Raw genomic sequence first — 24,646 nt, forward strand, 5'->3', positions numbered from 1 at the left:
GACTAAACAATCACCCTCTTACTATACTTGAATTAGTGAGTAAGTAAATCGCGATTAATCACTAATTCACTCACTCACTAAATCACTAATTATTCTAACGTGATATCCAAACCTAAGCCGCGTAACTCATGAACCAATACGTTGAATGATTCAGGAACTGATGGCGTTGGAAGGTTCTCACCCTTAACAATAGCCTCGTAGGTTTTAGCACGGCCGATAACATCATCCGACTTAACGGTAAGTATCTCCTGTAGAATGTTTGCTGCACCAAATGCTTCCAGTGCCCAAACCTCCATCTCACCAAAACGCTGACCACCAAACTGTGCTTTACCACCCAATGGCTGCTGTGTAATAAGAGAGTACGGTCCGATAGAACGGGCGTGCATCTTATCATCAACCATGTGGCCCAGTTTAAGCATGTAGATGATACCTACAGTTGTCTGCTGATCAAAACGATCGCCAGTTAAACCATTATACAGATAAGTACGGCCTGATTCTGGTAAGCCTGCCTTCTTGATCCACTCTTCTACTTCTCCGTGGCTTGCACCATCAAAAATAGGAGTAGCAAACTTAACGCCCAACTCTTTACCAGCCCAGCCTAATACAGTTTCATATATTTGGCCAAGGTTCATACGTGAAGGTACACCCAGTGGGTTCAACACAATATCAACCGGTGTACCATCTTCTAGGAATGGCATATCCTCATCGCGAACGATGCGGGCAACAATACCCTTGTTACCGTGGCGGCCTGCCATCTTATCACCCACCTTAAGCTTACGCTTTTTAGCGATGTAAACTTTAGCCATTTGCACTATACCTGATGGAAGTTCATCACCTACACTTATCGCGAATTTATCGCGACGGTAAGCGCCCAGTTCCTCATTTACCTTGATGTTGTAGTTATGCAGCAAAGTTTTGATCTGCTCATTCTTATCATCATCGGTGGTCCACTTAGCAGGATTGATATTCTCGTAGTTAAGTTCAGTAAGTATTTTCTGAGTGAACTTAACACCTTTGGCTACGTAAAGCTCTTTGTAAATGTTGTAAACACCTTGTGATGTCTTACCATTTACAATCTCGAACAACTTGTCTATAAGCGTTTCTTTAAGCTCTTTAACGGCTTTGTTGTGCTTAGCGTCAAGTTTCTCAAGCTGTGCTTTTTCTTCAGCTTTAGTGGTCTTTTTAGCACGGCTGAACAGTTTTGTATCAATAACCACACCTGCTATTGAAGGAGGTGTTTTTAATGATGCATCCTTAACGTCGCCTGCTTTGTCACCAAATATTGCACGTAATAGCTTTTCTTCGGGTGATGGGTCAGATTCTCCTTTTGGAGTGATCTTACCAATCAAGATATCGCCTTCTTTAACCTCGGCACCTACACGGATGATACCATCTTCGTCAAGGTCCTTAGTTGCTTCTTCCGAAACGTTAGGGATATCTGGTGTCAATTCCTCTTCGCCACGTTTTGTATCACGTACTTCAAGCTCAAACTCTTCTACGTGAAGCGAAGTAAATATATCCTGCGATACAACACGCTCAGATATAACAATCGCATCCTCGAAGTTGTAACCCTGCCAAGGCATGAATGCCACTTTAAGGTTACGGCCTAAGGCAAGCTCACCATTTTGTGTAGCGTAGCCTTCGCAAAGCACCTCACCTTTTGTTACCCTTTGGCCTTTTTTAACAATTGGCTTAAGGTTAATGGTAGTGCTCTGGTTGGTTTTCTTGAACTTGGTTAATATATAGCTTCTTGTATCACCTTCGAATGAAACCAAACGGTCCATTTCGTTACGGTCATACTTGATCTTAATTTCATTAGCGTCAACATACTCTACTACACCATCGCCTTCAGCGTTGATAAGCGTACGAGAGTCCTTAGCCACACGGCCTTCCAAACCTGTACCTACAATTGGCGCCTCAGGGCGTAAAAGCGGCACAGCCTGGCGCTGCATGTTAGATCCCATCAACGCACGGTTAGCATCATCATGCTCTAAGAATGGAATTAATGAAGCTGCTATTGACGTGATCTGGTTTGGAGCGATGTCCATCAAATCAAGTCTTTCCGGCTCGATGATCGGGAAGTCACCTTCGTAACGTGCTTTTACACGTGGCGTAGCAAATTCACCTTTATCATCATAAACGGCGTTGGCCTGTCCAATGGTTTTGCCATCTTCATCTTCTGCAGATAAATAAATAACTGGCTCATCAACCTGTACTTTACCTTCAACCACACGTTTGTACGGTGTTTCGATAAAGCCTAAGTTATTGATCTTAGCGTGTACGCAAAGAGACGAGATCAGACCGATGTTCGGGCCTTCTGGAGTCTCAATGGTACATAACCTGCCGTAGTGCGTATAGTGTACGTCACGTACCTCGAAACCTGCACGCTCACGTGAAAGACCGCCTGGCCCAAGGGCTGACAGACGACGCTTGTGCGTGATCTCTGCCAGTGGATTGGTTTGGTCCATGAACTGTGAAAGCTGGTTGGTACCGAAGAACGAGTTGATAACTGAAGACAGTGTACGCGCGTTGATCAGGTCGGTTGGTGTGAACACCTCGTTGTCGCGAATGTTCATACGCTCACGAATGGTACGAGCCATACGCGCTAAACCCACACCAAACTGTGCATAAAGCTGCTCACCTACAGTACGAACACGACGGTTAGACAAGTGGTCAATATCATCAACCTCAGCTTTTGAGTTGATAAGTTTGATCAGGTATTTAACAATCGCGATGATGTCCTGCTTGGTAAGCACCTTTGTCTCATCAGATGTGTTAAGCTTTAGCTTACGGTTAATGCGGTAACGACCCACATCACCTAAATCATATCTTTTATCAGAGAAGAATAAACGATCGATTATACCACGTGCAGTTTCTTCATCAGGTGGTTCGGCGTTACGCAGCTGGCGGTAAATGTGCTCAACGGCTTCTTTCTCCGAGTTGGAGGTATCTTTTTGTAAAGTATTGTATATAATAGTGTAATCACCGCTGGTTGCAGCATCTTCCTTGTTAAGGATGATGGTCTTAACACCAGAATCAATGATCATATCGATGTGATCGTCTTCCAGAATGGTTTCACGCTCAAGAATGATCTCATTACGAGGGATAGAAACCACCTCACCGGTGTCTTCATCAACGAAGTCTTCTATCCAAGTTTTAAGCACCCTTGCAGCAAGCTTGCGGCCGATGAATTTCTTCAAGCCAGATTTGCTTACTTTAACCTCATCGGCAAGTTCAAACAACTCTAATATGTCTTTATCAGAATCGTAACCTATGGCACGAAGAAGCGTTGTAACCGGGAATTTTTTCTTACGGTCAATGTAAGCGTACATCACGTTGTTAACGTCTGTAGCAAACTCTATCCATGAACCTTTGAAAGGTATAACACGGGCAGAGTACAGTTTAGTACCGTTTGTGTGGCGGCTTTGGCCAAAGAACACACCTGGCGAACGGTGTAACTGAGATACAATTACACGCTCGGCACCGTTGATAACAAATGTACCTTTAGGTGTCATGTACGGGATAGTACCCAGGTACACGTCCTGTACAATTGTTTCAAAATCTTCGTGCTCAGCATCGTTGCAGCTAAGGCGAAGTTTTGCTTTCAATGGCACGCTGTAAGTTAACCCGCGCTCGATACACTCGCGTATATCATAACGTGGCGGGTCAATAAAGTAATCCAGGAACTCCAGCACGAAGATGTTCCTTGAATCAGAAATCGGAAAGTTCTCTGCGAATACTTTAAACAAACCTTCTTTGTAGCGGTTGTCTGAAGTGGTTTCTAATTGAAAAAATTCCTGGAAAGATTGCAACTGTACATCCAGAAAATCGGGGTAGTCAAGTACCTTCCGGCTGGTTGCAAAGTTTACTCTTTGATCAATAGTGTTTGCCAAGGTATTATAATTTTAATTTATTAAACCTGTTTTGGTGTGAGATAAGGTATTAGATATGAGGCTGATCAATGTCAATTTTAGCTAGTCTGATTATGAAACCGGGCGAAAACTCACATCTATTATCTCACATTCCATATCAGTACTATATAAACAGCAATAGACCCCGACCATTAACGGTCGGAGTCTGATGCTATTGTGTGGGGGTTAAATTATTTAACCTCAACTACCGCTCCGGCTTCCTCTAATTGTTTTTTCAGAGATTCAGCTTCTTCTTTAGTTACACCGGTTTTCACTTCTTTAGGAGCGCCGTCAACTAAATCTTTAGCTTCTTTCAAGCCAAGGCCTGTAAGGTCTTTTACCAATTTAACAACCGCTAATTTCTGACCACCTGCTTCTTTCAGGATTACGTCAAATGCAGTTTGCTCAGCAGCAGCAGCAGGAGCGTCATCGCCACCACCAGCAGCAGGAGCAGCAACAGCAACAGCTGCAGCTGCTGGCTCAATGCCATACTCATCTTTTAATATCTGAGCTAATTCGTTTACTTCCTTTACTGTTAAGTTTACCAACTGTTCAGCAAACGCTTTTAAATCCGCCATTTTATTTTTTGTTTTTACTGTAATACTTTTTGTTTGAATCGAACTTTTAATGAGGCGTTCGTTAACCTCTTTCTTGTAATGTTTTCACAACACCTGCCAGTATATTTCCGCCTGATTGTAATGCAGAAACAACGTTTTTTGCCGGTGATTGCAGTAAGCCTATAACCTCGCCTATCAATTGTTCCTTTGATTTCAAGTTGATCAAAGTATCCAGCTGATTGTCGCCAACGAAAACAGCCTGATCGATGTAAGCTGCTTTAAGTACAGGTTTGTCACCTTTTTTCCTAAGCTTTTTGATCAGCTTGGCAGGAGCCGTTGCCGATTTAGAGAAAAGGATAGATGATGAACCTTTTAAAACATCATATATCGGGCTAAAATCGCCACCGGCAGCTTCCATAGCTTTTTTTATCAAGCTGTTTTTTGCTACCTGCATGGTAATCTCGTTTTCGAAGCACTGACGACGGATATCATTAACTTTTGCAACCGTAAGATCAGCGGTATCAGTAATGTAGAAATTACCGTACTCTTTCATCTGCTCAGTAAGGGCAACAACAAGGTCGTATTTTTCTTCTTTTGTCATGATTAGATCCCCGCTACTGATTTAGTTTCAACTGTTATACCCGGCGACATTGTCGACGAAAGGTGTATACTCTTAAAATAAGTTCCTTTAGCTGCTGACGGTTTCAATTTAGAAAGAGTTTGCAATACTTCTAATGCGTTCTCATAAATCTTGTCTGCAGAGAAAGAAGCCTTTCCTATCGAGGTATGGATGATACCGGTTTTGTCAACCTTGAAATCGATCTTACCACCTTTTACCTCAGTTACAGCTTTACCAACTTCGGTTGTTACTGTACCTGATTTAGGGTTAGGCATTAAGTTACGCGGACCGAGAATACGACCCAAACGACCTACTTTAGCCATAACACTTGGCATTGTTATGATAATATCAACATCAGTCCATCCGCCTTCGATCTTGGCGATAAATTCGTCCAAACCTACGTAATCTGCACCTGCATCTTTTGCTTCTTGTTCCTTATCAGGAGTACAAAGCACTAATACACGTACAGTTTTACCGGTTCCGTGAGGTAAGGTAGCTATACCACGCACCATTTGATTGGCTTTACGTGGGTCAACACCTAAACGTACATCAATATCAACTGAGGAATCAAACTTGGTATTGGTAATTTCCTTTACCAAAGCTGATGCATCCTGTAATGTGTAAGCCTTGTTCGCCTCAATTTTGGAAAGTGCCGCTTTTTGATTTTTTGTTAATCTTGCCACTGTCTTAAACTGATTTGTATAAATTAATTTTTATTTCGTTTAGCAAATTACTTTGCTTGCGAAATTGTTAGTTCCAGGGAGCCGTACCTGATACGGTGATTCCCATACTGCGGGCAGTACCTGCCACCATTTTCATGGCTGATTCTACTGTAAATGCATTCAAATCGGTCATTTTATCTTTAGCAATGGTCTCAACCTGATCCCAATTTACATTACCAACTTTTTTACGGTTAGGCTCTGCAGAACCACCCTTAAGGCCAGTAGCTTCTAAAAGCTGAATTGCCACAGGAGGGGTTTTAATGATAAAATCAAACGACTTATCGACATAAACAGTAATAACTACCGGAAGCACTTTACCAGCTTTATCCTGGGTACGTGCGTTGAACTGCTTGCAAAACTCCATTATGTTCACACCTTTTGCACCCAATGCTGGGCCAATTGGCGGAGATGGGTTTGCAGCGCCGCCCTTCACCTGTAGCTTTACCATCGCACCGACTTCTTTTGCCATTTTACTTTGTTTTAATTATAACTCAATGTTAGTAAGTGGAAGCTAAGTAACATTTAAGATTTTTTGAGTGTCGCCGGTGATTGATTACCCGTTTATATCAGCACTCGTTAATATTCTGTTTAACTGATTGCAGTTATTGCTAACGTGCAATCTTTAACTTATTCTTTTTCAACCTGCATGTAATTCAACTCAAGCGGCGTACGGCGCCCGAATATCTTTACCATTACCTTCAGTTTCTTCTTCTCTTCGTTTACTTCTTCAATAACACCGCTGAAGCCGTTGAAAGGGCCATCCATAACTTTTACGTTTTCCCCTACATAGTAAGGCACGCTCATGGTCTCTGTTTGTGCACTCATCTCGTCAACCTTACCCAAAATACGGTTAACTTCTGTTTGGCGAAGCGGAATTGCATTACCGGCTTTGTCGCCTAGAAAACCAATTACACTATTGATATTCTTAATGATGTGCTCCAGTTCACCATCGAGCTGAGCTTCCATTAATACATATCCAGGGAAATAGTTGCGCTCTTTTGCGATCTTTTTCCCATCGCGCATTTGGTAATATTTTTCGGTAGGGATCAATACTTGCGGAACAAGGTGGGTAATGCCTAAACGGTTTACTTCGGCATCAATATATTGCTTTACCTTTTTTTCTTTACCGCTGATAGCCCTAACTACGTACCACTTTAATTGATCGCTCATTTATATATATAATTAGGCTAAAGAAGTATAAAATTGATTGAGCAGGTAACCAATTATCTGGTCCATGCCAAAAATTATCATAGCAATGATAATTGCAGCAACCAGTACCAAAATAGCGCTGTTCTGCAATTCTCTCCAGGTTGGCCAGGTTACTTTCTCGGTCAACTCTATGTATGATTCCTTTATATACTCAGCTACACCAGCCATATTAATTCATTACTTAAGCACGGGAACAAGGATTCGAACCCTGATCAAAGGTTTTGGAGACCTCTATTCTACCGTTGAACTATTCCCGTGTATAACCTTTACAGGCTTAATACTTTACTTATTATATTAACAAAGTACTCAGGATAAACCCGAGTACTTTGTTATATAAATTAACCTTTCCATTTTCCCGCAAGCGGGTAAGGAGGATTATTTTAAGATTTCAGTTACCTGACCGGCACCTACTGTACGACCACCCTCACGGATAGCGAAACGTAAACCTTTTTCCATTGCGATAGCATTGATCAGCTTTACAGTGATGGTAACGTTATCACCAGGCATAACCATTTCTACGCCTTCAGCAAGTGTGATCTCGCCAGTTACGTCAGTTGTACGGAAGTAGAACTGCGGACGGTATTTGTTGAAGAATGGAGTGTGACGGCCACCTTCAGCTTTTGACAATACGTAAACTTCTGCTTTGAAATCAGTGTGTGGGTTAACTGAACCTGGTTTGCAAATAACCATACCACGACGTATATCAGTTTTTTCAATACCACGTAACAATAAACCTACGTTGTCACCAGCTTCACCACGATCAAGGATCTTGCGGAACATCTCAACACCAGTTACGGTTGATTTCAAGTTCTCAGCACCCATACCCAAGATGTCAACAGGCTCACCAGAGTTGATAACACCACGCTCGATACGACCAGTTGCAACAGTACCACGACCAGTGATCGAGAATACGTCCTCAACAGGCATCAAGAAAGGAAGGTCTGTCAAACGTGGAGGAATTGGGATGTAGCTATCTACAGCATCCATTAACTCCATAATTTTAGCTACCCATTTAGGATCGCCGTTCAAGCCACCAAGGGCAGAACCTTGAATAACAGGGATATCATCACCAGGGAAATCGTAGAATGATAATAATTCGCGGATTTCCATTTCAACTAACTCTAACAACTCAGGATCATCAACCATGTCCACTTTGTTCATGAACACAACCAATGAAGGTACACCTACCTGACGAGCCAAAAGGATGTGTTCGCGAGTTTGTGGCATAGGACCATCAGTAGCAGCAACCACAATGATTGCACCGTCCATCTGAGCAGCACCAGTAACCATGTTCTTCACATAGTCAGCGTGACCCGGGCAGTCAACGTGAGCATAGTGACGGTTAGCAGTTGAATATTCAACGTGAGCGGTATTGATTGTAATACCACGTTCTTTTTCTTCAGGAGCTGAGTCAATTGAATCAAATGAACGAGCTTCTGATAAACCAGCGTCAGCCAATACTTTAGTGATAGCTGCGGTAAGAGTAGTTTTACCGTGGTCAACGTGACCGATAGTACCGATGTTTAAGTGCGGCTTACTGCGGTCAAATTTTTCTTTTGCCATGATTTATTTTGTTTGTAGGTTAATTTATAATTTATATAATATGTTACTATTATGAGCCAACAATGGGATTTGAACCCATGACCTCTTCCTTACCAAGGAAGTGCTCTACCCCTGAGCTACGTCGGCTGATTGTATTCTCAATCGCTTGTTGTGTTATTTCAGGTATAGTACCTTAGCTAACTACCCACGCAACCGATGAACTAACAGAGCGGAAGACGAGGTTCGAACTCGCGACCTATAGCTTGGAAGGCTATCGCTCTACCAACTGAGCTACTTCCGCTTTTTCAATTCTTAAAAATAAATTAGTGATTTAATGATATCATGATTACTCATAAACTCATTAAATCACTAATTAAAGTGGGGAGAGAAGGATTCGAACCTTCGTAGCCGAAGCAACGGATTTACAGTCCGTCCCATTTGACCGCTCTGGTATCTCCCCATTTGTTGATTTCGGACCTGCAGTGCTAAGTGGAAGCTAGACACCACATTTCCGAAATAAACAGAGCCTCCTATCGGGATCGAACCAATGACCTACTGATTACAAGTCAGTTGCTCTACCAGCTGAGCTAAGGAGGCTTATATTTTTAAGCTTTTAATCAAATTAAAGAACTTTCTCCCTTTAAAGTTTGTTGTTTGATGACCTCCTTGAAAGGGACTGCAAATCTACAAAAATTAATATCTGTACAAAACTTTTTTGCAAAAAAAATCGGCAGGCTAAAAACCTGCCGATTTGGGAGTAAAAACTCCGGTTCTTATACTTAAAAATCGTCTTCTGCTGTTAGTAACGCAGCTTTCTTTGCAGCATCAGCAGCAATGGCGTTTTTGGTTTTATGCTTATCTATTTGTTTGCGTAAGCTTTCTACCACCAGGTCGGTAGCTTCTTCGAAGCTTTTGCACTTTTCTTTTGCAAATATTAAGTTGCCGGGAAGTTGTAATTTTATCTCAGCAATCTTATTTGCCTCATCTTCTACATTTTCCAGTTTAAGATATGCTTCGGCGCTTATAATGTGGTCGTAAAATGTTTCCAGTTTATCCACCTTTTTCTGGATGAATTCAAGCAGTTTTTTGTCTGCTGTGAAATGGATAGCTTGCACTGTAACTTTCATTTTTCCTCCTTGTTTAACCCTTTGGATGGGCTTGTTTGTAAATAGACTTTAAACGTTCAACTGAATTATGGGTATAAATTTGGGTAGCGCTTAAGTTAGCGTGACCCAAAAGTTCTTTAATGGCGTTAAGGCTGGCGCCATTATCTAATAAAGTAGTAGCAAACGTGTGCCGTAGCACATGAGGACTTCTTTTTGTTTGGGTTGATATGTATGATAAATATTTCTGCACCGTCAAATAAATGAGCTTGGGATATGCCGCTGCTCCTTTATTTGTAACGATCAACGTTAAAGAATTGTTATCAAAATTTTCACTTTTCAGTGCATCTATATATTTGTGGAGCAGCAAAACCAATTGACTGTTCATTGGTATGATACGCTCTTTATTGCGTTTCCCCAGTACTTTGAGCGTACTATCGTGAAAATTAATGCTTCCCGGAGTGAGGCCTGTAAGTTCGGCAAGGCGCATACCCGTTCCAAAGAGCAACTCGATTATAAGTTTATCTCTAAGGCCGGCAAAATCATTTGTAAATACTTCTGCAATGCCTGTGTCTCTATCTAAAAGTTCGGTTAGCTTATCCGCTTCAACAACTGTTGGCAAGTGCTTTGACATTCTAGGAGCTATGATGCGCGACGTAGGATTTGCGCTGATCTCACCTTCCTGTAGCAAAAACTTAAAGTATTTGCGGAGCGTAGCAAGCTTTCGGTTTACAGAGCGTGCGCTAAGCGTTTCATCAGAGACCATCCAGTTGCGGATGTCGTGGTGTGTTATTTCTGACGGGTGTAGAACAACCGGTGTGTTGCCAGGTGGATTTAGAAAGGCAAAGAATTGCTCAAGATCTGACTGGTAGGCTGATACAGTATGCGGTGAATACCTTTTCTCGAATTGTATGTACCGTATAAACTTGCCTAAAAACATAAAAACTATTTGTACATCCAGAGGATTGAATGTACAAATAGTTTTTTTATAGTGACAAGAAAATCTAGAAAATTCTTTTGAATGAACAAAAAGAATTAAACGGTTTCCTGGTTCATACCTTGTTTGTAGATGGCATGTTTAACTACGTGCCTGCGAGTTACAGATTTCTTCTCGAAAGCCTGGCGGCTGCGCAGTTCGCGCAATACACCTGTTTTCTCAAATTTCTTTTTGAAGCGTTTCAAAGCTTTATCTAATGATTCGCCGTCTTTTACGTTGATAATGATCATAATCCCAAATACCTCCTTTCAGGGACGTCAAAGGTAGGAAATGTTTTTTACAACTGTAACACAATATTTTAATAATTATTTGAAGCGAAAAACTACTCCCATTAAGGTGTTGAAAGTGGCGGCAAGCTGCGCTTGTCGGAAGGCAGTGCAATGAACTTTTTATAGCTGTCGTTTATGTAGGCTACTACAGATTGGCTGTTGTTGCTTCTCAGGAAAGCATAACTGGGCCGGTATAATGTTATAAAATTCTCCAGGTCCTGCCCTTTAAGCGGCACAATACTGCCCACATATACTTTATTGAATACTTCATCAACGTGCCGCTCTTCGGCTTCCTTTCTGAAAAACCGTTTAAGTCGTCGCGCGTCTTTCCCCGACTTACTGAACCATGTAGAGGGAGAAAAAGCGTAAACCCGAGCCTTTTCATATACATCAGGGTACTCCTTCTGCGGGTCAAAAGGCAACCTTGTAGAACGTATGTTTACCTGACCTAGCGCAATGGCTTTTGTTGTAAGCGATACACGCTTAGTACGCATATCTACCACGTAAAGGGTATCTGAAATATAGCCGGGTGACGTAAAAACAAGCGTATGGCCAGTAGCTGTCCTAATGCTGAAATCGCCATTTTTATCTGTAAGGGTAATTTGTTTGTTATTGATATCTCTAATGAAAACGTTATCCAGCTTAGTGTTAGAGCCAGACTCTACTACTGTCCCTTTAAGGGGTTCTTGAGCATAAGCAAAACTTATAGTAAATACAAACAGTATGATGGAATAAACAAGCTTTTTCATGGCAGCGGATATATAACTAAGTTGTGCAATTTACACGCCAGTTGCGCTGTTTCACCTTTAATTTCCTCACTTTTTTGCAATAAAAAACCCGGCTTTAAGCCGGGTTTTTGTGATTATTTTTTCCAGGTGTTATTATCCGTGTTAAAATCGGGTAAAGACTTATCCGGATCATAGGTTACCGACTCAATTTCTTCAGTCGAATTATATTTCACAACAAAGCTGTTATTACGCTCCCAAATTTCCACTGGAAGTTTGATCCTGTCGGTTTTCCCGCTTTTGGTTTTTACTTCCAGTATTACCGGCATTACCATTTTATCCATATTGGTTATCGTGATCAAAGCTCCTTTAGACGGATCTCCGCTAACGTATTTTACATCGTTTACGGCAACATCCAGCCGCCAGTTGTTCAGTATCCACCCTCTCCAGAACCATTGCAGGCTCTCGCCAGAAGCATTTTCCATCGTACGGAAGAAATCGTCTGGTGTAGGGTGTTTAAATGCCCACCTGTTGATATATGTACGGAATGCGAAATCAAAACGCTCATGACCCAACACCTGGTCGCGCAGTAAGCCAAGTGCAGTGCCCGGTTTAAAGTATAGAAGCATACCGTTGTTTGCTTCTTTCAGGTTTTCAGGGTTGCTCAACACCGGCTCCAGCGTTTGGCGGGTAAGTATCTCACCCATGCGCTGCATGTCCTGTGGTTTTTTAGGAGCATATTCGCCTTTGTTAAAGTCGGCGGTGCTCAGCGTATTGATAAAAGTGTTAAAACCTTCGTCCATCCAGCCGTAAAGGCGCTCGTTAGAACCAACGATCATCGGGAACCAAGTGTGGCCAAATTCGTGATCGTTAACGCTCCATAACTGTGACCTTTTAGCACGGTAACCGCAAAATACAATACCAGGGTATTCCATACCACCTACGTTACCGGCTACCGCAGTTGCAGCCGGGTAAGGATATTCAAACCATTGTTTAGAGTTATATTCGATAGATCTTTTAACGTACTCTGTAGAACGGCCCCATGCATCGTTGCCGTTGCTTTCTACCGGGTAGGCAGATATTGCTACCGATTTTCTACCACTTGGTAGGTTCATTTTAGCGGCATCAACAATAAATGCGGCTGATGAACCCCATGACGCGTCGCGGGCGTTTTTGATTTTAAAGTGCCAGGTAAGCTCTTTTTTACCAGCCGGGCGCGATGCCGCATTAGTTACTTCATCAGCAGAACGGATCACAACGGTATTCTCGCTCTTCTCCGCTTCTGCCCAGCGCTTAAGCTGCTCAGGGGTGTACACATCCTGCGGGTTAAGCAACTCACCGGAAGCTACCACAATGTGGTTAGCAGGCGCGGTGATGTTCAGGTCAAAGTCACCGTACTCCAGGTAAAACTCGCTTGGGCCGGTGTACGGCAGCGGGTTCCAGCCCATTACATCGTCATAAACGTACATGCGGGGGTACCACTGTGCAATGGTGTATATTTTGCCGTTTTTAGTATTGAGAATACCGTTACGATCACTGCCGTATTCAGGAGTGATGAACGAATACTGGATATCTAATTTTACCTGGCCACCGTTTGCTTTTACTGCTTCCGGCAGGAAGATCTGCATACGGGTATCGTTAATAATGTATTTCAGCGTATCTGTACCTTTTGTACCGGCAATCCTTACCGATTTAATTTTATAACCGGCATCAAACTGCTGGCCGTGGCCACCGTTACGGCTGCCGCTTACCGGCGTAATGGCTGTACCGCGCGAATCCTGCCTGAAAAGGTTCTGATCCAGCTGCATCCATAAAAAGCCCAGGTTTTGCGGGCTGTTGTTGGTGTAGGTAAGTACTTCAGAACCGGTGATCTGATTGGTCTGATCATTAAGTGTTGCCGCCAACTGGTAGTCTGCGCGGTTTTGCCAGTAACGCGGACCCGGCTCGCCGCTTGCCGCCCGGTAATCGTTGCCGTTCTTGGTGTAGAACAACGGCGCGAACGCATCGTGGTAATTATAGGTTGATACAGGGGCCGGGGTTTGCTGCGCCTGTGCTGCAGTGCCCACTGCCATTACTGCCAACGCTAAGCCGGCAAACAGGGTTGATCTCATTTTAGGAATAATTTTTTAAATAAAACGCAAGTATAATAATTAAGGTCGAGTGTTAAAGAGGTGTAATGAGTAAGTTACCGGAACTATCTACAACCATAACCTTGCGGGTAGCAACTGCCCTGGTTATATGACAAGTGTTTCGTTTCGCAAAAGCGAAACACCCGAAACAGCGATTTTTCGTAAACAACTAAAAAGCAATAACTTACAAAAACAAGCGAAACAACACGAAACAGTAGTAATAATCTAAATAAAACATATAACACATTGTTTTTAACCAAATTACTGAAAAACTGCCTTATCAGGCATTCCTACCCGAAACACTCCGGCTGAAACAATTTAGCAGCAGTTGTAATCTTATTTACTACTTACCATTTAATACCCGCTCACCATTAACACTCTTACTCACCACTCATCATTCACTATTCACTTACCATTCACTACTCACCACTCACCACCCTACTGACAAAACAGTGTCACCACTTTCGATTTTTATTATCGGTAAATTTGTAATACAAATCCACAAATTTTTATGACCTATTACCCATCCTACCACACGGCCGAGCGGCCTATGGAGATTGAACTGATACGCTCTATGGTGCGGGGCGACATCACCTCCGAAGAAGCTTTTGAATTGAAGAAGAAACACGACGAAGAAAAATGGACCAACACCGATGATGCTTTTATTGCCAAAACCGCTGCCGAATGGCTTGAGGTACCTAAAGATGAACGTACCGATGCAATGCTTTTTGGACCTTTGTGGCATAAGGGCGAACTATGCATCCTGTTTGCAGATACCAATGTGGGCAAATCCATCCTTGCCGTGCAAATTGGCGACTCGTTAAGCAAAGGCTACTCCATTGGCGGGTTATTGCACACGAAGCAGACAGACCCTGTGCTTTACTTTGATTTTGAGCTTACCGCCAACCAGTTTGCGAGCCGCTACAGCGACCATATCTATGGCAAACACGAATTTGCTCCTCACTTTCACCGCCTTGTTATAAACCCTGATGCCGGCCGCGAACGCAAGTTTGCCAGCTTTCATGATTATATTATCAATGCTTTTGAGAACGTACTGGTTACCACTAAAGCGCGCACCATGATCATAGACAATATTACCTGCCTGCGCACAAGTACCGAGTCCGGAGCGGGCGCAATAAAGCTGATGCAAAGCCTGAAGATGATCAAGAACAAGTACAACCTGTCCATACTGGTGCTGGCGCATACCCCCAAACGAAACCCGGCACGACCAATTACCCGTAACGACCTCCAGGGCAGTAAAATGCTGCTGAACTTTGCCGACAGCGCGTTTACTATTGGCGAAAGCCAAACACAACAGGGTGTACGCTATATTAAACAGGTAAAACAGCGCAGCGGTCAGCTCTCCTACCCTGCCGAATGCGTGTTACTATGCCGGATAGTGAAGCCCACTAACTTTCTGAAATTTGATATTACCGAAACAAGCCATGAGGCCAATCACCTGCTTACTTATACAGAGCAGCAACGCCGCACGAACGACGATCGGGTAAGCAAACTGCATGCACAAGGCTATAGCGTACGCAGGATAGCTACCGAAACGGGGCTCTCCTACTCCGCGGTTTTCAGGGTAATTAAAAGGCTGGAGAAGTTGGATACAGATGATGGTGCCAAGTAAGTTCAAACTTACCATGCTAAGTTTGTCGATCATGCCGACCTGGAAGAGCAATGTATTGATGATAGCGCTTTTATCCACCACGTCATTGCGAGGTACGAAGCAATCTCAAGATAGGCAGGCTCGGGTGTGGAGCATGCAGTGGATTGTTCGGAGATTGCTTCGTACCTCGCAATAACGGAACTAGAATTTAATTACCGGCAGGGACTCACCGAGAGGGCCTCCGGCGACATGAAATGATTGACATGTTAGCATAAAAATCGTAGACCTCCGGTCTAAGGTCTAAGAAGACCTACTTTAGTTCTCTACTGTAAACAGCTTCATCAAAGCCAAAGAACAGGAAACCGTCCTTTTCAATGACAGGGCGTTTAATCATGCTGGTTTTTTCTTGTAAAAGTTTAAGTGCATCTGCAGATGTTTTAACGCTGTCCTTAACTGCAGGATCGAGTTGTTTCCAGGTAAGTCCCTGCTTGTTCATAAACTTCTCGTAACCCGCTTTTTCATTCCACTCCTGCAGCTTTTCGGCGCTTACACCCAGTTTTTTAAAATCATGAAACTCGTAAGCTACATTGTTAGACTTGAGCCAGTCCAGGGCTTTTTTAACAGTATTGCAATTTGTTATTCCGTAAACTTTCATGAGGCAAATGTACTTATCGGCCCGATAATTACAGCAGGCAGTAACGCCCTAGGCGGCTAATTGCCTCCTGCGGTCTTTTCCACGTTTACCTGGCTTATTTTCGCCGCCTCTTTAACACCTTCGGTACTGATGTAAAAAGCTCCGGCGGGGTCAAACATCAATCCTTCTACCTGCGGGAATTCCTTTTTATCCACCTCCAGGTAATACTTGGGTTTACCATCGGCAGATAACACCAGCACACGCTGGCTTGGTCCATCGGCAATGTATATATCTTTCGTGGCCGGGTTTACCGCTATTTCTGATGGCCGAATTTCCTTGTGCTTTTTACCTTTTTTATTCGCTTTTACATTATCATCGCAACTGATTACAGGGTCTGCCATATCCAGTGTGTAAACCGGCTGGTTGTTAAACTTGCGTGCGGGCAGGTCAAAACTAAACACCTTTTTCACTTTGCTGCCCCCGGCGCCATCCTTTTGCCCTATTAGCAACCTGTCGTTAGGTGCATCAAAAAACAGGGATTCTATGTTGTCTGTTTCTGTAAGGGGTAGATCGTACTGTTTAACAACTTTGCCTGTAGCGTTTACTTCATACAGCTGCCCGTCAGATCGCATTACAAAAAAAATGTTATGCGCGTAGGCAATGCCTTCGTAGTCGCCATTGTCGCTAAACCTTATTTCGTTGGCGATTTTTTTAGCTTGCAGGTCATATATGTAGATGATGCCTTTTTGATCCTGAACAGCGCAAACCTTGTCTTCTCCCATCCATGCCATGCCTGATATTTCTTTTAGTGACTTGGGCATCTCCCATGTTTTGGCAGCTATCAACTTACCTGCAACACACGAGCTGCTTTCGGCACCAGATTGCTCATCCGACTTGGCTTCTTTATTCTTGCCTTTCTTCTTTTCCTTTTTAGAACCTTTTTTATCCTCTGCGGCAGAGTTACCTCCTAAATGAGAATAAGTTAACGCAGCTATCAGTACCAATATAACTATACCACCGAGGATCATGCCTAATTTGTACTCTTTCATGCTTATTAATGTTGGTATCTACTCCTTTAAGGAGAAATAACCCAGTTTGTTTTATAAAGGAAAGAAACGGCCAACTGATTTACCCCCCTGATTACATACAGGTAATCTCGTCGGCCAGCACATAACGGCAAAACTGTTACCGCCCTTCAGCATACTTCCTGAAGTAACCGCATTCTTTAAGCACTTCTTTGTAATAGTTTGTTGCTGAGTATTTGCTTTTTAGTTCTTTAAAGCGTTCTCCGGCTTCAGGCATATCGTCCTCCGCTTCATAATTTTCATCATTGGCAAAGTGCTCATTGTACTGGCGGTTTCGTTCGCATTTGCTCAGCAGGAATACGAGTTTTGCTTTTTGTTCGTTACCCGGAGCGTTGGCCAAAGCTATTTTGTAATACTTTTCGGCAATGTTGGGCGAGGTAAAGTAATCGCGGTAATCTTTGTCATACAGATCAGGCTGGTAAGCATACCCGGTGAGCTCTGTTTGGAAGAACACGCGCGAGTTGCCATAATGCGTGATATTGTAATAAGCGTTACCAAGCTTTAAGGCGGCATTGTACTTGTTTTTTCCGGAGCGAAGATCTTCCTTAAGCTGCTGTATAACCTGTAAAAACTTTAAGGAGGTGTAGTTTGCGTTGGACTCGTTAGCATCACAATCGTGGCAGTCGTTCAACCTGCTGGTGAACGGATCAGCGGGTAGTTTACCCAAACCTGCATCTTTGGCTTTTATCATGAACTTTAGCGCAGAGCCAATATCTTCTTTGTAGGTGGCAATTAGCGCCTGGTGGTAATACAGCTGCTCGTACTTAACGGGAGAGTACCGGGCCATGGCTTTTTCGAAAGGCGATTTATTTACTTTAAGAAGCTGTTTTTCCAATGAATCAACACTAATACTGTCGGTGTAAATGTGCGGTACCTCCTTAAAAAAGTTGGCTTTAACGAACTGGTGTTGTTTAATGTACAGGTTACCAATCTCGTTCTTCATCCATTCGATGGCGTTCTGAAACCTTAGTGCTTTAACGGCCGTTTTATTATCACGCAGATTGGCAAGCCAGTTCAGCGGTTCTACGAGGTAGTTCTCTACACCGGCATCCATATGCTTTGCAGAGCGTACATACAATAAAATGCTGAGCAGCTTGTATTGCGCTGTTACCTCGCTGTTACCAACAGGCAACTCGTTTTTGGCAAGGGCGTAATATTTTTGCGCACGTTTTACGTCGTAATGTAAGTAGTGGAGGTAGCCCGCCGCCATGTGCCAATAATACGGCTTGCTAATACCTTTAATTGCCGATATTGAGTCTACCAGGCGTAAGCCACGGTCGTTTGCCAAACTTTGCTGGCGGGCTTTGATCAAAGCTTTATTGTAGGCAGCTTCCCGCGCGGCAGCGTTCTTTTCATCGGTTAACTTAACTGAAGCAGGATCGTTATTAAATGGGAATACGGGTTGATAGTCGAGCTTGCTCTCGTCCACTTTGGCGTCGCCGGCTTCCTCTTCGGCCATGTTTACCAAACGGCTAAGCAGCAGATCCAGCTTTTCCGATCCGGGGTTGATAGCGGCTATCTCTTTAATTGCACGGGCGGCATCGTTATTTATACCCAGCAGATGCCAAAGGGTAATGCGTTCTTCGGGTGTTTTAGCCAGTTTAAGTGTTTGGCGCCAGTCCGCTTCTTCCTGCGGGTGAAAGCTCCACTCGCTGGGTAGGTACATTTGCCAGGTATAGTTGTAGCACAAGCTATAATGATAATTAGCGTGCGCGTAATCCTTTTGGGCATACTCCGCACCTGCCAGATAACCAAGTGTACGGTAATACAACAAATTGCGCGGAAACTCTTTCTCGTACTTGTAAAACGCCGGTTTTACGCTATTGCCTGTGGTGTCGCTAAAGTATTGGTTACGCACCAGCTGAAACCACAACCGCTGCCTGATGAATTTGTTTTTAAAGGTTGCCAACGCGCGGTTTATCCGTCCCTCAATATTAGCTGCCGGCTGCTTATGTGGCACCTTTTCATACCAGTAATCAACATCCTGCACGGCGTAGCTTTCGCAATCCTTAGAAAGTGGCAGGTAATTAAAAAACGTTTTGCCGCGACCATCAAGCCGGGTGGCTACACGTTTATAAAGCGAATCAGCCCTGCGTGTATTAGCCTTAAAAAGCAGGAAGTTGATTTGCGCAGCACTTAACTGCTGGCCAAGGTACTGCTGCCATTCGGCGACTACCAAGTCGTTATACCTCCTGTTGTTATCGCCTATAGGACCAACATCATAACCATAATACCGATTGTAACCGTCGTAAAAAAATGGGGTGTAATGCTTATTAACAAAATATTCCGGCGCAAATACCGAGTTGTTATCATCATAATCGATATCTGCACAAGCCCAAACAAGGCCTGCTCCTGAAATGAACAGGATGCTAAAAATGATCAGCGATAGTGTTGAGGGCGTTTGAAGTAAACGCAGGCGGACCGATGTTAGATAACTCATAAAATATCAATATCCTGTTTGGCAGCGCCGCTAATTTACCAGATAGTTGCTTAGCAGCTTCTTCCAGGGTGTTCAGGTTAGTTTCTTCAAGCTTAAAAGTATCGTTTTGTTTTATATAAATGCCTTTAAAAAAAAATGATGTTGTTGCTTTAAAATCATTTTGGCCGACGCGGATGAAGTTAGCGCTCCCCTGCAGATCAGCCCGGGTTATTTTAGCATATAAGTTTACAATGCGGCCGGCGCGGCTTTGCACAGTCCAGGAAAAGACGGGGAGCGCTACATCCAACTGCAGCGGATAACTGCCTATGCGTGCGAGATATCGTGCGGCATCTTTTTCGTTATAAATAGAGTTCGCCTGTATTCCTACGCCTACTTTGCCCATGTTATAAAACATCAGCACGCCGCGGTCTGCAGGAGGCACACCGGTGCGCTCGCGGTATTTTACCTGGTGCAGCCGAATGGTTACCTGCAGGCTGCAATGCGCATGTTTTTTTAGTGCCTGCAAATAAGTGAAGTACTTTTCGCGCGTGGCATCTGTCCAGTCGCAGTCTATCTGCACGGCTTTATAATTGATGTGGTTTCGTGAGGCGATAAGCGATATTAAACGCGCACTTTTGTAAGCAAGGCTATCCACATTGCTCAACGGTGTTTGAAGAAAAGCCTGATTGGTGATAAACACCACAGGCGTGACATCTATGTTTTTAAGCGAAGTACTGATGCGAAGTGAAGCATTAGGAATAACTTGTTGACGGCGAGAATCCCACTTGATATCAAAAAACCGCAGGTAGAGGCGGTTATCTGCTGTTCGCTTAAGCAGATCCTGCTGACCGGAGTTGAGCGCGAAATTAATTCTCCAGTAATAGAACGCTGCTTTAGGAGGACCTTCCTGCCTGCAAGTACAAAACAGCAAGCAACAAACCGCGATAAAAGCTACCCTGCGAACTAACGATAATGAAACAACAGTCATATCAGCCCGCAAGATAGTAAAGCAAATTTAAGCCAGTGGTTTAATTCCTTGATCCGCCGCTGCTGGTATCATCGTTGTTGATACCGCGCTGGTTCTTTTTAATACTGCTGTTAAGCTTTCCAAACTTGTAGTTTACACCTACGCCGAATGTCCTGTAGAAATTGTAGTTGTAAGAATAGTTCGTAAAGTCTTTGGTACGGGTAGAGAAATCGACCTTGAAGAACTCTTTGAAAGGGCTATTAACATACACCGAAACATTCAGCTTCTTGTTCAGGAACTCCTTAGAGCCGTTGAAGCCATAGCCGAACCAGTAGTTATCTGTACCCTGCAACAACACGTAACGGCTGTCAAAACTGATGTTAAGGCCTACACGATATCCATCGTCAAACTTGTAACTGGCATAGCTGAACACGTGGCCCTGGTAGCCATTGTTCTTGAACAGTTCGCCTCCGTAATAGCCTTCCAGCCAGATGTGCAGTAATTCGGCATTCATATTCACGTTGAACTTTGGCGTGATAGGATAATTAGTATTGAGGTCCAGCCCTAGTGTTTTGTTCTTGCCTACGTTTGCATAAGTAGTGGTGGTAACAATACCGTTCACGCTGGATAAGTTTTGTATGGTATTGTTAGCAAATGAATAGCTGGCACTCAGGTTGAACGATCCTTTCGAGAAGTTGCCGTAACTCAGTTCGAAGTTGTTGTTTACCGAGGGGCGAAGGTTGGGATTACCTGTATTTATGTAATTAGGGTTCGACCGATCTGTAAACGGGTTCAACTGGTAAATGCCCGGGCGCTGTATACGCTGCGTAAATCCAAAAGTTAAGCTACTGCTTTTTAAGCTACGCTGCAGCGAGAACGATGGCACCACGTTGGTGAAGTTTTGATCGAGATTGGTTGAGGTTGATGTAAAATCAGCGTTGATGTTGGTGCGTTCGTAACGAACACCGCCCTTCAGGCTCCACTTCGCAAATTTTAATGTATAAGAGTTGTAAATGCTGTATACATCCTGGTGGTAGTTAAAGTCATTGTCTTGGGTAGGGTCCGGAACATAGGTGTTACTTGTTGCGTCAAATACATCCGTATGAAAACTGCTGAAGCTTTTACGGTTAATGGCCTTACCGCCGGCCTCTATGGTCACTACTTTCAACGGGTGTATATAGTCAAGCTGAGTCGTGTGCTCTTTAGTTCCTGCCGAGTTAAACTGATTGTAATCTACCGCATTGCCAGGGCTTACCATATTATTGGTGCCGTTATCATTGTCGCTATACTTGTACGACGCGGTAAGTAACCTGTCTTTATTGCCCTTAAAACCGCGCTGATAATTTACGCCAAAGTCCTTGCCGTTAAACTTGCCATCGTTATTATTGGTGTTAATGTACTTTGATTGCACACCATTATCGTTCTGTTCGGTGTTGGTGGTACTCTCGCTGTTGTTAGAGTTTTTATAATAGTTGAACTGTCCGGTAATGAGATTGAGTGAATCTGCTTCGAAACTTAATTCTGTACTTACATAAGTGTTCTTGCCGCCGTTGCGCCTGCTGCCATTCTGCTCAATAAAGGACGGTGTGTTTAAGAAATCCGTCCGGTTATAAAAATCAGCCGAGCGCGGCCGACGCTCTCCCGTGCCGGTAAAACCGCTAAGCCCGAACTTACCCTGCTTTACGGTTAAGTTAGCGTTAGCGCGGTAACCAAAAACACTATTGTAGTTGCTGTTTAACGATCCGTTGTAACCCTGGTCGGCATTCTTCTGTGTGATGATATTTATAATACCTGCTAAACCTTCCGCATCATACTTGGCGGGCGGGGTGGTGATAACCTCTATCTTTACAATGTTGGTACCCGGCATCGCTTTCAAGATATCCGACGGATTTCGCGCCATAATAGCTGATTCTTTACCGTTCAGCAATATCTTATAGTTGCCGCTGCCACGCAGCTTTATGGCATCATTAGCATCTACTGACAGTAAGGGTACTTTGCGGATCATGTCCAGTGCCGACAGGGTTTTACTTTCCGGATCGGCGAGTACATCATAACTCAACCGGTCTACCTCCTGTTTCATTAGCGGACGGGCAGCTGTAACCGAAACTTCTTTTAATTGCTTGCTGGATGGTGCTATCATCACCTTACCGAGGTTAACGGTTATGCCGCCTTTTACATCAATTACTTTGGTGGCGTAGCCGATAGATATAAGCGAAAGTTTGTAGGCTTTAGCCGGCAGGTTACTAAGTTCAAAGGAGCCGTCATCTTTACTAAGCGTGCTTTTTACCGGGGCATTTGTTGCTGCATCAGAGAGGGCAACAGTTGCATATCCTAAAGGCTTGTTAGCTGCGGAATCTATTACAATCCCTTTAATGGTTATTTGCTGTGAAGTTTGGGCAAAAGAGGCTGCACATAATAAACAGCAAATAGCTGCCAGTAAAAGTCTTCTCATTTAATAGATGTTTAGGTTAAAAGACGCACAAAAATAGCCTTCGTTACACCTAAAAGAAGCATTTAACAATTATTTAACTAAGCTTTTAGGTAACAAGCTTGTTACCATGAACCAGATGTTGTTATTAGCACGTACTTATTATCTTCGAAAACCAATTTATAAATTGCTAAAAGTATGGGTGCCTGGAGTGCTGCAATTTTAGGGAACGATACATCCTGCGAAGTTTACGAACGCTTCATAGAACTTTACAATTCAGGTTACGACCCGGGAAGCATTTCTGCAATAGTTTTAAAAGAACAACAAGAAAATCTAGAATATGATCGTACAAACGTTTGGCTTGCGCTAGCGTTGGCATGCTGGGAGTGCAAAGTGTTAACCGCCCAAATTCTTAAAGAGGTAGAAGTTATTGTAGATACTGGCGAGGACATCAGGTACAACGAAGGCCTGGATGCAGGAGCAGGTTTTCTTAAAGAAAGAAAACGAGTATTGGTTAATTTTGTAAAAAAGCTCTCAGTAGAAAAAAGTAAGCCTCGGCTGAAAAAAAAAGACCCTGTTAAAATAGAAAGTGTTTTTTGCGCCGGAATGTGTTTAACATACCAAAATCAACAGAAAAAATATATAGGCATATACATTACCAGATCCGAACACTTTAAAAATAAAGGAAGTATCTCATTTTGGCTTTTAAACTTTGAATCAGCTCAACTGCCTTTGATGCAAACATTTTTGGAAGCGAGACCGATAGGTTTAAAAGAATTAGGACCCGAATGGACAAGCAGGCGCTACATGGGTCATCACACAGAAATATCCTATACAAAGGATTCTAAAGCTGCTTTTTTCCAAAATGTACCAGCGTTGCTACATTTGGTAGGAAAACTTCCGGCATACGATGATAGCGTTACAAATAATAGCAAGTGGCATTATATGGATCTTTATAATCCAGATAGTATTATAACTGAAATAGAACTGATACGTACAGAATGGGCGACGCTTTCGCCAGCGACCTTAACCCTTGGTAAATTGCTTAAGATAGCCGGCGTAAGTTAACTGCACAGGCCGGTTACTTATTAAACTTAGTCATCGTTAACTCTGTACCTATAGTACAAAAGCTTTTGACCATTTCAATAGACCGGTCTATTAGCGCGGGGAGCTCGGGGAGTTCGTCTTTATCAAAACCACTTAACACATAATCCACCTGGCGGCCTTTAGGGTAGTTGTCACTGATGCCAAAACGCAGGCGCGCATAGTTGTTGTGCCCAAGTGTGGCTTCAATATTTTTTAAACCGTTGTGGCCGGCAGCACTGCCCTTGGGCTTTAGCCGTAGTGTACCTAATGGTAAAGCCAGGTCGTCCACAATCACCAACACGTTCTCTACAGGTATCTTAAGCTCTTTCATCCAGTGGTTAAGGGCCTTACCACTAAGGTTCATGTAAGTTGTTGGCTTAATAAGGCACAGGGTACGGCTTTTATAGTTCACCTCGGTGTAATATGCCAGGCGCATGTTGTAAAACTTTGCGCTTTCTTGCTTAGCCATTTCGTCCAGCACCATAAAACCAATATTGTGCCGGGTATCGGCATATTCCGGGCCTATATTGCCTAATCCTACAATTAAGTATTTCATAACCGGTTCGCCCGCTTGCTTTACTATGGGCCGTGTAGCAGTGGGTGTTTGTTTCTTAAGATATTTACTAAAGTAG

At 43.3% G+C, this 24,646-nt stretch carries 21 protein-coding genes and 5 tRNA genes; 2 read left to right on the top strand and 24 right to left on the bottom strand.

Features of this window, described 5'->3' with window-relative positions; all coding sequences use genetic code 11:
- Positions 1-89: 89 nt before the first annotated feature.
- The 18 genes from rpoB to DYU05_RS17130 all read right to left on the bottom strand — a co-directional run bounded on the left by rpoB (position 90) and on the right by DYU05_RS17130 (position 13,765).
- Positions 90-3,893, bottom strand: a complete 3,804-nt coding sequence (gene rpoB / locus DYU05_RS17045; protein ID WP_117384345.1) for a DNA-directed RNA polymerase subunit beta — start codon at positions 3,891-3,893, stop codon at positions 90-92.
- A 209-nt stretch (positions 3,894-4,102) separates the two neighbouring features.
- A complete protein-coding gene (gene rplL / locus DYU05_RS17050; protein ID WP_117384346.1) occupies positions 4,103-4,489 on the bottom strand; it encodes a 50S ribosomal protein L7/L12 in 387 nt (128 codons plus the stop codon).
- 61 nt (positions 4,490-4,550) lie between these two features.
- Positions 4,551-5,069 (bottom strand): 50S ribosomal protein L10, encoded by a 519-nt coding sequence (rplJ, locus tag DYU05_RS17055; protein WP_117384347.1) that lies wholly within the window; start codon positions 5,067-5,069, stop codon positions 4,551-4,553.
- Positions 5,070-5,071: 2 nt separating this feature from the next.
- The gene (rplA, locus tag DYU05_RS17060; protein ID WP_117384348.1) at positions 5,072-5,770 is read right to left on the bottom strand and encodes a 50S ribosomal protein L1; all 699 of its coding nucleotides are present in this window, start codon (positions 5,768-5,770) and stop codon (positions 5,072-5,074) included.
- 67 nt (positions 5,771-5,837) lie between these two features.
- The gene (gene rplK, locus DYU05_RS17065; protein WP_117384349.1) at positions 5,838-6,278 is read right to left on the bottom strand and encodes a 50S ribosomal protein L11; all 441 of its coding nucleotides are present in this window, start codon (positions 6,276-6,278) and stop codon (positions 5,838-5,840) included.
- A 158-nt stretch (positions 6,279-6,436) separates the two neighbouring features.
- Positions 6,437-6,979 (bottom strand): transcription termination/antitermination protein NusG, encoded by a 543-nt coding sequence (nusG, locus tag DYU05_RS17070; RefSeq protein ID WP_117384350.1) that lies wholly within the window; start codon positions 6,977-6,979, stop codon positions 6,437-6,439.
- Between the two features lie 12 nt (positions 6,980-6,991).
- Positions 6,992-7,186 (bottom strand): preprotein translocase subunit SecE, encoded by a 195-nt coding sequence (secE, locus tag DYU05_RS17075; protein ID WP_117384351.1) that lies wholly within the window; start codon positions 7,184-7,186, stop codon positions 6,992-6,994.
- Between the two features lie 18 nt (positions 7,187-7,204).
- A tRNA-Trp gene (locus tag DYU05_RS17080) sits at positions 7,205-7,275 on the bottom strand.
- Positions 7,276-7,393: 118 nt separating this feature from the next.
- A complete protein-coding gene (tuf, locus tag DYU05_RS17085) occupies positions 7,394-8,581 on the bottom strand; it encodes an elongation factor Tu (RefSeq protein WP_117384352.1) in 1,188 nt (395 codons plus the stop codon).
- A gap of 54 nt (positions 8,582-8,635) precedes the next feature.
- A tRNA-Thr gene (locus DYU05_RS17090) sits at positions 8,636-8,707 on the bottom strand.
- 81 nt (positions 8,708-8,788) lie between these two features.
- A tRNA-Gly gene (locus DYU05_RS17095) sits at positions 8,789-8,861 on the bottom strand.
- Between the two features lie 78 nt (positions 8,862-8,939).
- Positions 8,940-9,020, bottom strand: a tRNA-Tyr gene (locus DYU05_RS17100).
- Between the two features lie 64 nt (positions 9,021-9,084).
- A tRNA-Thr gene (locus DYU05_RS17105) sits at positions 9,085-9,157 on the bottom strand.
- Positions 9,158-9,339: 182 nt separating this feature from the next.
- On the bottom strand, positions 9,340-9,687 hold the full coding sequence (hpf, locus tag DYU05_RS17110) for a ribosome hibernation-promoting factor, HPF/YfiA family (RefSeq protein WP_117384353.1): 348 nt from the start codon (positions 9,685-9,687) through the stop codon (positions 9,340-9,342).
- A 13-nt stretch (positions 9,688-9,700) separates the two neighbouring features.
- Positions 9,701-10,603 carry a tyrosine-type recombinase/integrase gene (locus DYU05_RS17115; RefSeq protein WP_117384354.1) on the bottom strand — a complete coding sequence of 301 codons (903 nt, stop codon included), beginning with the start codon at positions 10,601-10,603 and terminating at the stop codon, positions 9,701-9,703.
- 95 nt (positions 10,604-10,698) lie between these two features.
- Positions 10,699-10,890: a 30S ribosomal protein S21 gene (gene rpsU, locus DYU05_RS17120; RefSeq protein ID WP_117384355.1), complete on the bottom strand. Its 192-nt coding sequence runs from the start codon at positions 10,888-10,890 to the stop codon at positions 10,699-10,701.
- A gap of 101 nt (positions 10,891-10,991) precedes the next feature.
- Positions 10,992-11,678, bottom strand: coding sequence for a carboxypeptidase-like regulatory domain-containing protein (locus DYU05_RS17125; RefSeq protein WP_117384356.1), 687 nt, complete (start codon positions 11,676-11,678; stop codon positions 10,992-10,994).
- Positions 11,679-11,791: 113 nt separating this feature from the next.
- Positions 11,792-13,765, bottom strand: a complete 1,974-nt coding sequence (locus DYU05_RS17130; RefSeq protein WP_117384357.1) for a M1 family metallopeptidase — start codon at positions 13,763-13,765, stop codon at positions 11,792-11,794.
- Positions 13,766-14,294: 529 nt separating this feature from the next.
- Between DYU05_RS17130 and DYU05_RS17135 the strand changes: the two genes are divergently transcribed.
- Positions 14,295-15,416, top strand: coding sequence for an AAA family ATPase (locus tag DYU05_RS17135; RefSeq protein ID WP_117384358.1), 1,122 nt, complete (start codon positions 14,295-14,297; stop codon positions 15,414-15,416).
- Positions 15,417-15,705: 289 nt separating this feature from the next.
- Here DYU05_RS17135 and DYU05_RS17140 read toward each other — a convergent pair whose 3' ends face one another.
- The 5 genes from DYU05_RS17140 to DYU05_RS17160 form a co-directional block, all read right to left on the bottom strand.
- Positions 15,706-16,050, bottom strand: coding sequence for a Spx/MgsR family RNA polymerase-binding regulatory protein (locus DYU05_RS17140; protein ID WP_117384359.1), 345 nt, complete (start codon positions 16,048-16,050; stop codon positions 15,706-15,708).
- A 56-nt stretch (positions 16,051-16,106) separates the two neighbouring features.
- A complete protein-coding gene (locus DYU05_RS17145; RefSeq protein ID WP_117384360.1) occupies positions 16,107-17,078 on the bottom strand; it encodes a hypothetical protein in 972 nt (323 codons plus the stop codon).
- A 136-nt stretch (positions 17,079-17,214) separates the two neighbouring features.
- Positions 17,215-19,554 carry a hypothetical protein gene (locus tag DYU05_RS17150; RefSeq protein ID WP_117384361.1) on the bottom strand — a complete coding sequence of 780 codons (2,340 nt, stop codon included), beginning with the start codon at positions 19,552-19,554 and terminating at the stop codon, positions 17,215-17,217.
- A complete protein-coding gene (locus DYU05_RS17155) occupies positions 19,484-20,521 on the bottom strand; it encodes a hypothetical protein (protein ID WP_117384362.1) in 1,038 nt (345 codons plus the stop codon). The genes DYU05_RS17150 and DYU05_RS17155 overlap by 71 nt, the downstream gene beginning before the upstream one ends.
- A gap of 40 nt (positions 20,522-20,561) precedes the next feature.
- The gene (locus DYU05_RS17160; protein WP_117384363.1) at positions 20,562-22,952 is read right to left on the bottom strand and encodes a TonB-dependent receptor domain-containing protein; all 2,391 of its coding nucleotides are present in this window, start codon (positions 22,950-22,952) and stop codon (positions 20,562-20,564) included.
- Between the two features lie 174 nt (positions 22,953-23,126).
- Between DYU05_RS17160 and DYU05_RS17165 the strand changes: the two genes are divergently transcribed.
- Complete coding sequence (locus DYU05_RS17165; RefSeq protein WP_117384364.1) at positions 23,127-23,996, top strand: hypothetical protein; 870 nt, start codon at positions 23,127-23,129, stop codon at positions 23,994-23,996.
- A 13-nt stretch (positions 23,997-24,009) separates the two neighbouring features.
- Here DYU05_RS17165 and pth read toward each other — a convergent pair whose 3' ends face one another.
- Positions 24,010-24,570 carry an aminoacyl-tRNA hydrolase gene (gene pth / locus DYU05_RS17170; RefSeq protein ID WP_117384410.1) on the bottom strand — a complete coding sequence of 187 codons (561 nt, stop codon included), beginning with the start codon at positions 24,568-24,570 and terminating at the stop codon, positions 24,010-24,012.
- Between the last annotated feature and the right edge of the window lie 76 nt (positions 24,571-24,646).

It is taken from the genome of Mucilaginibacter terrenus (assembly GCF_003432065.1).
Classification (GTDB): domain Bacteria; phylum Bacteroidota; class Bacteroidia; order Sphingobacteriales; family Sphingobacteriaceae; genus Mucilaginibacter; species Mucilaginibacter terrenus.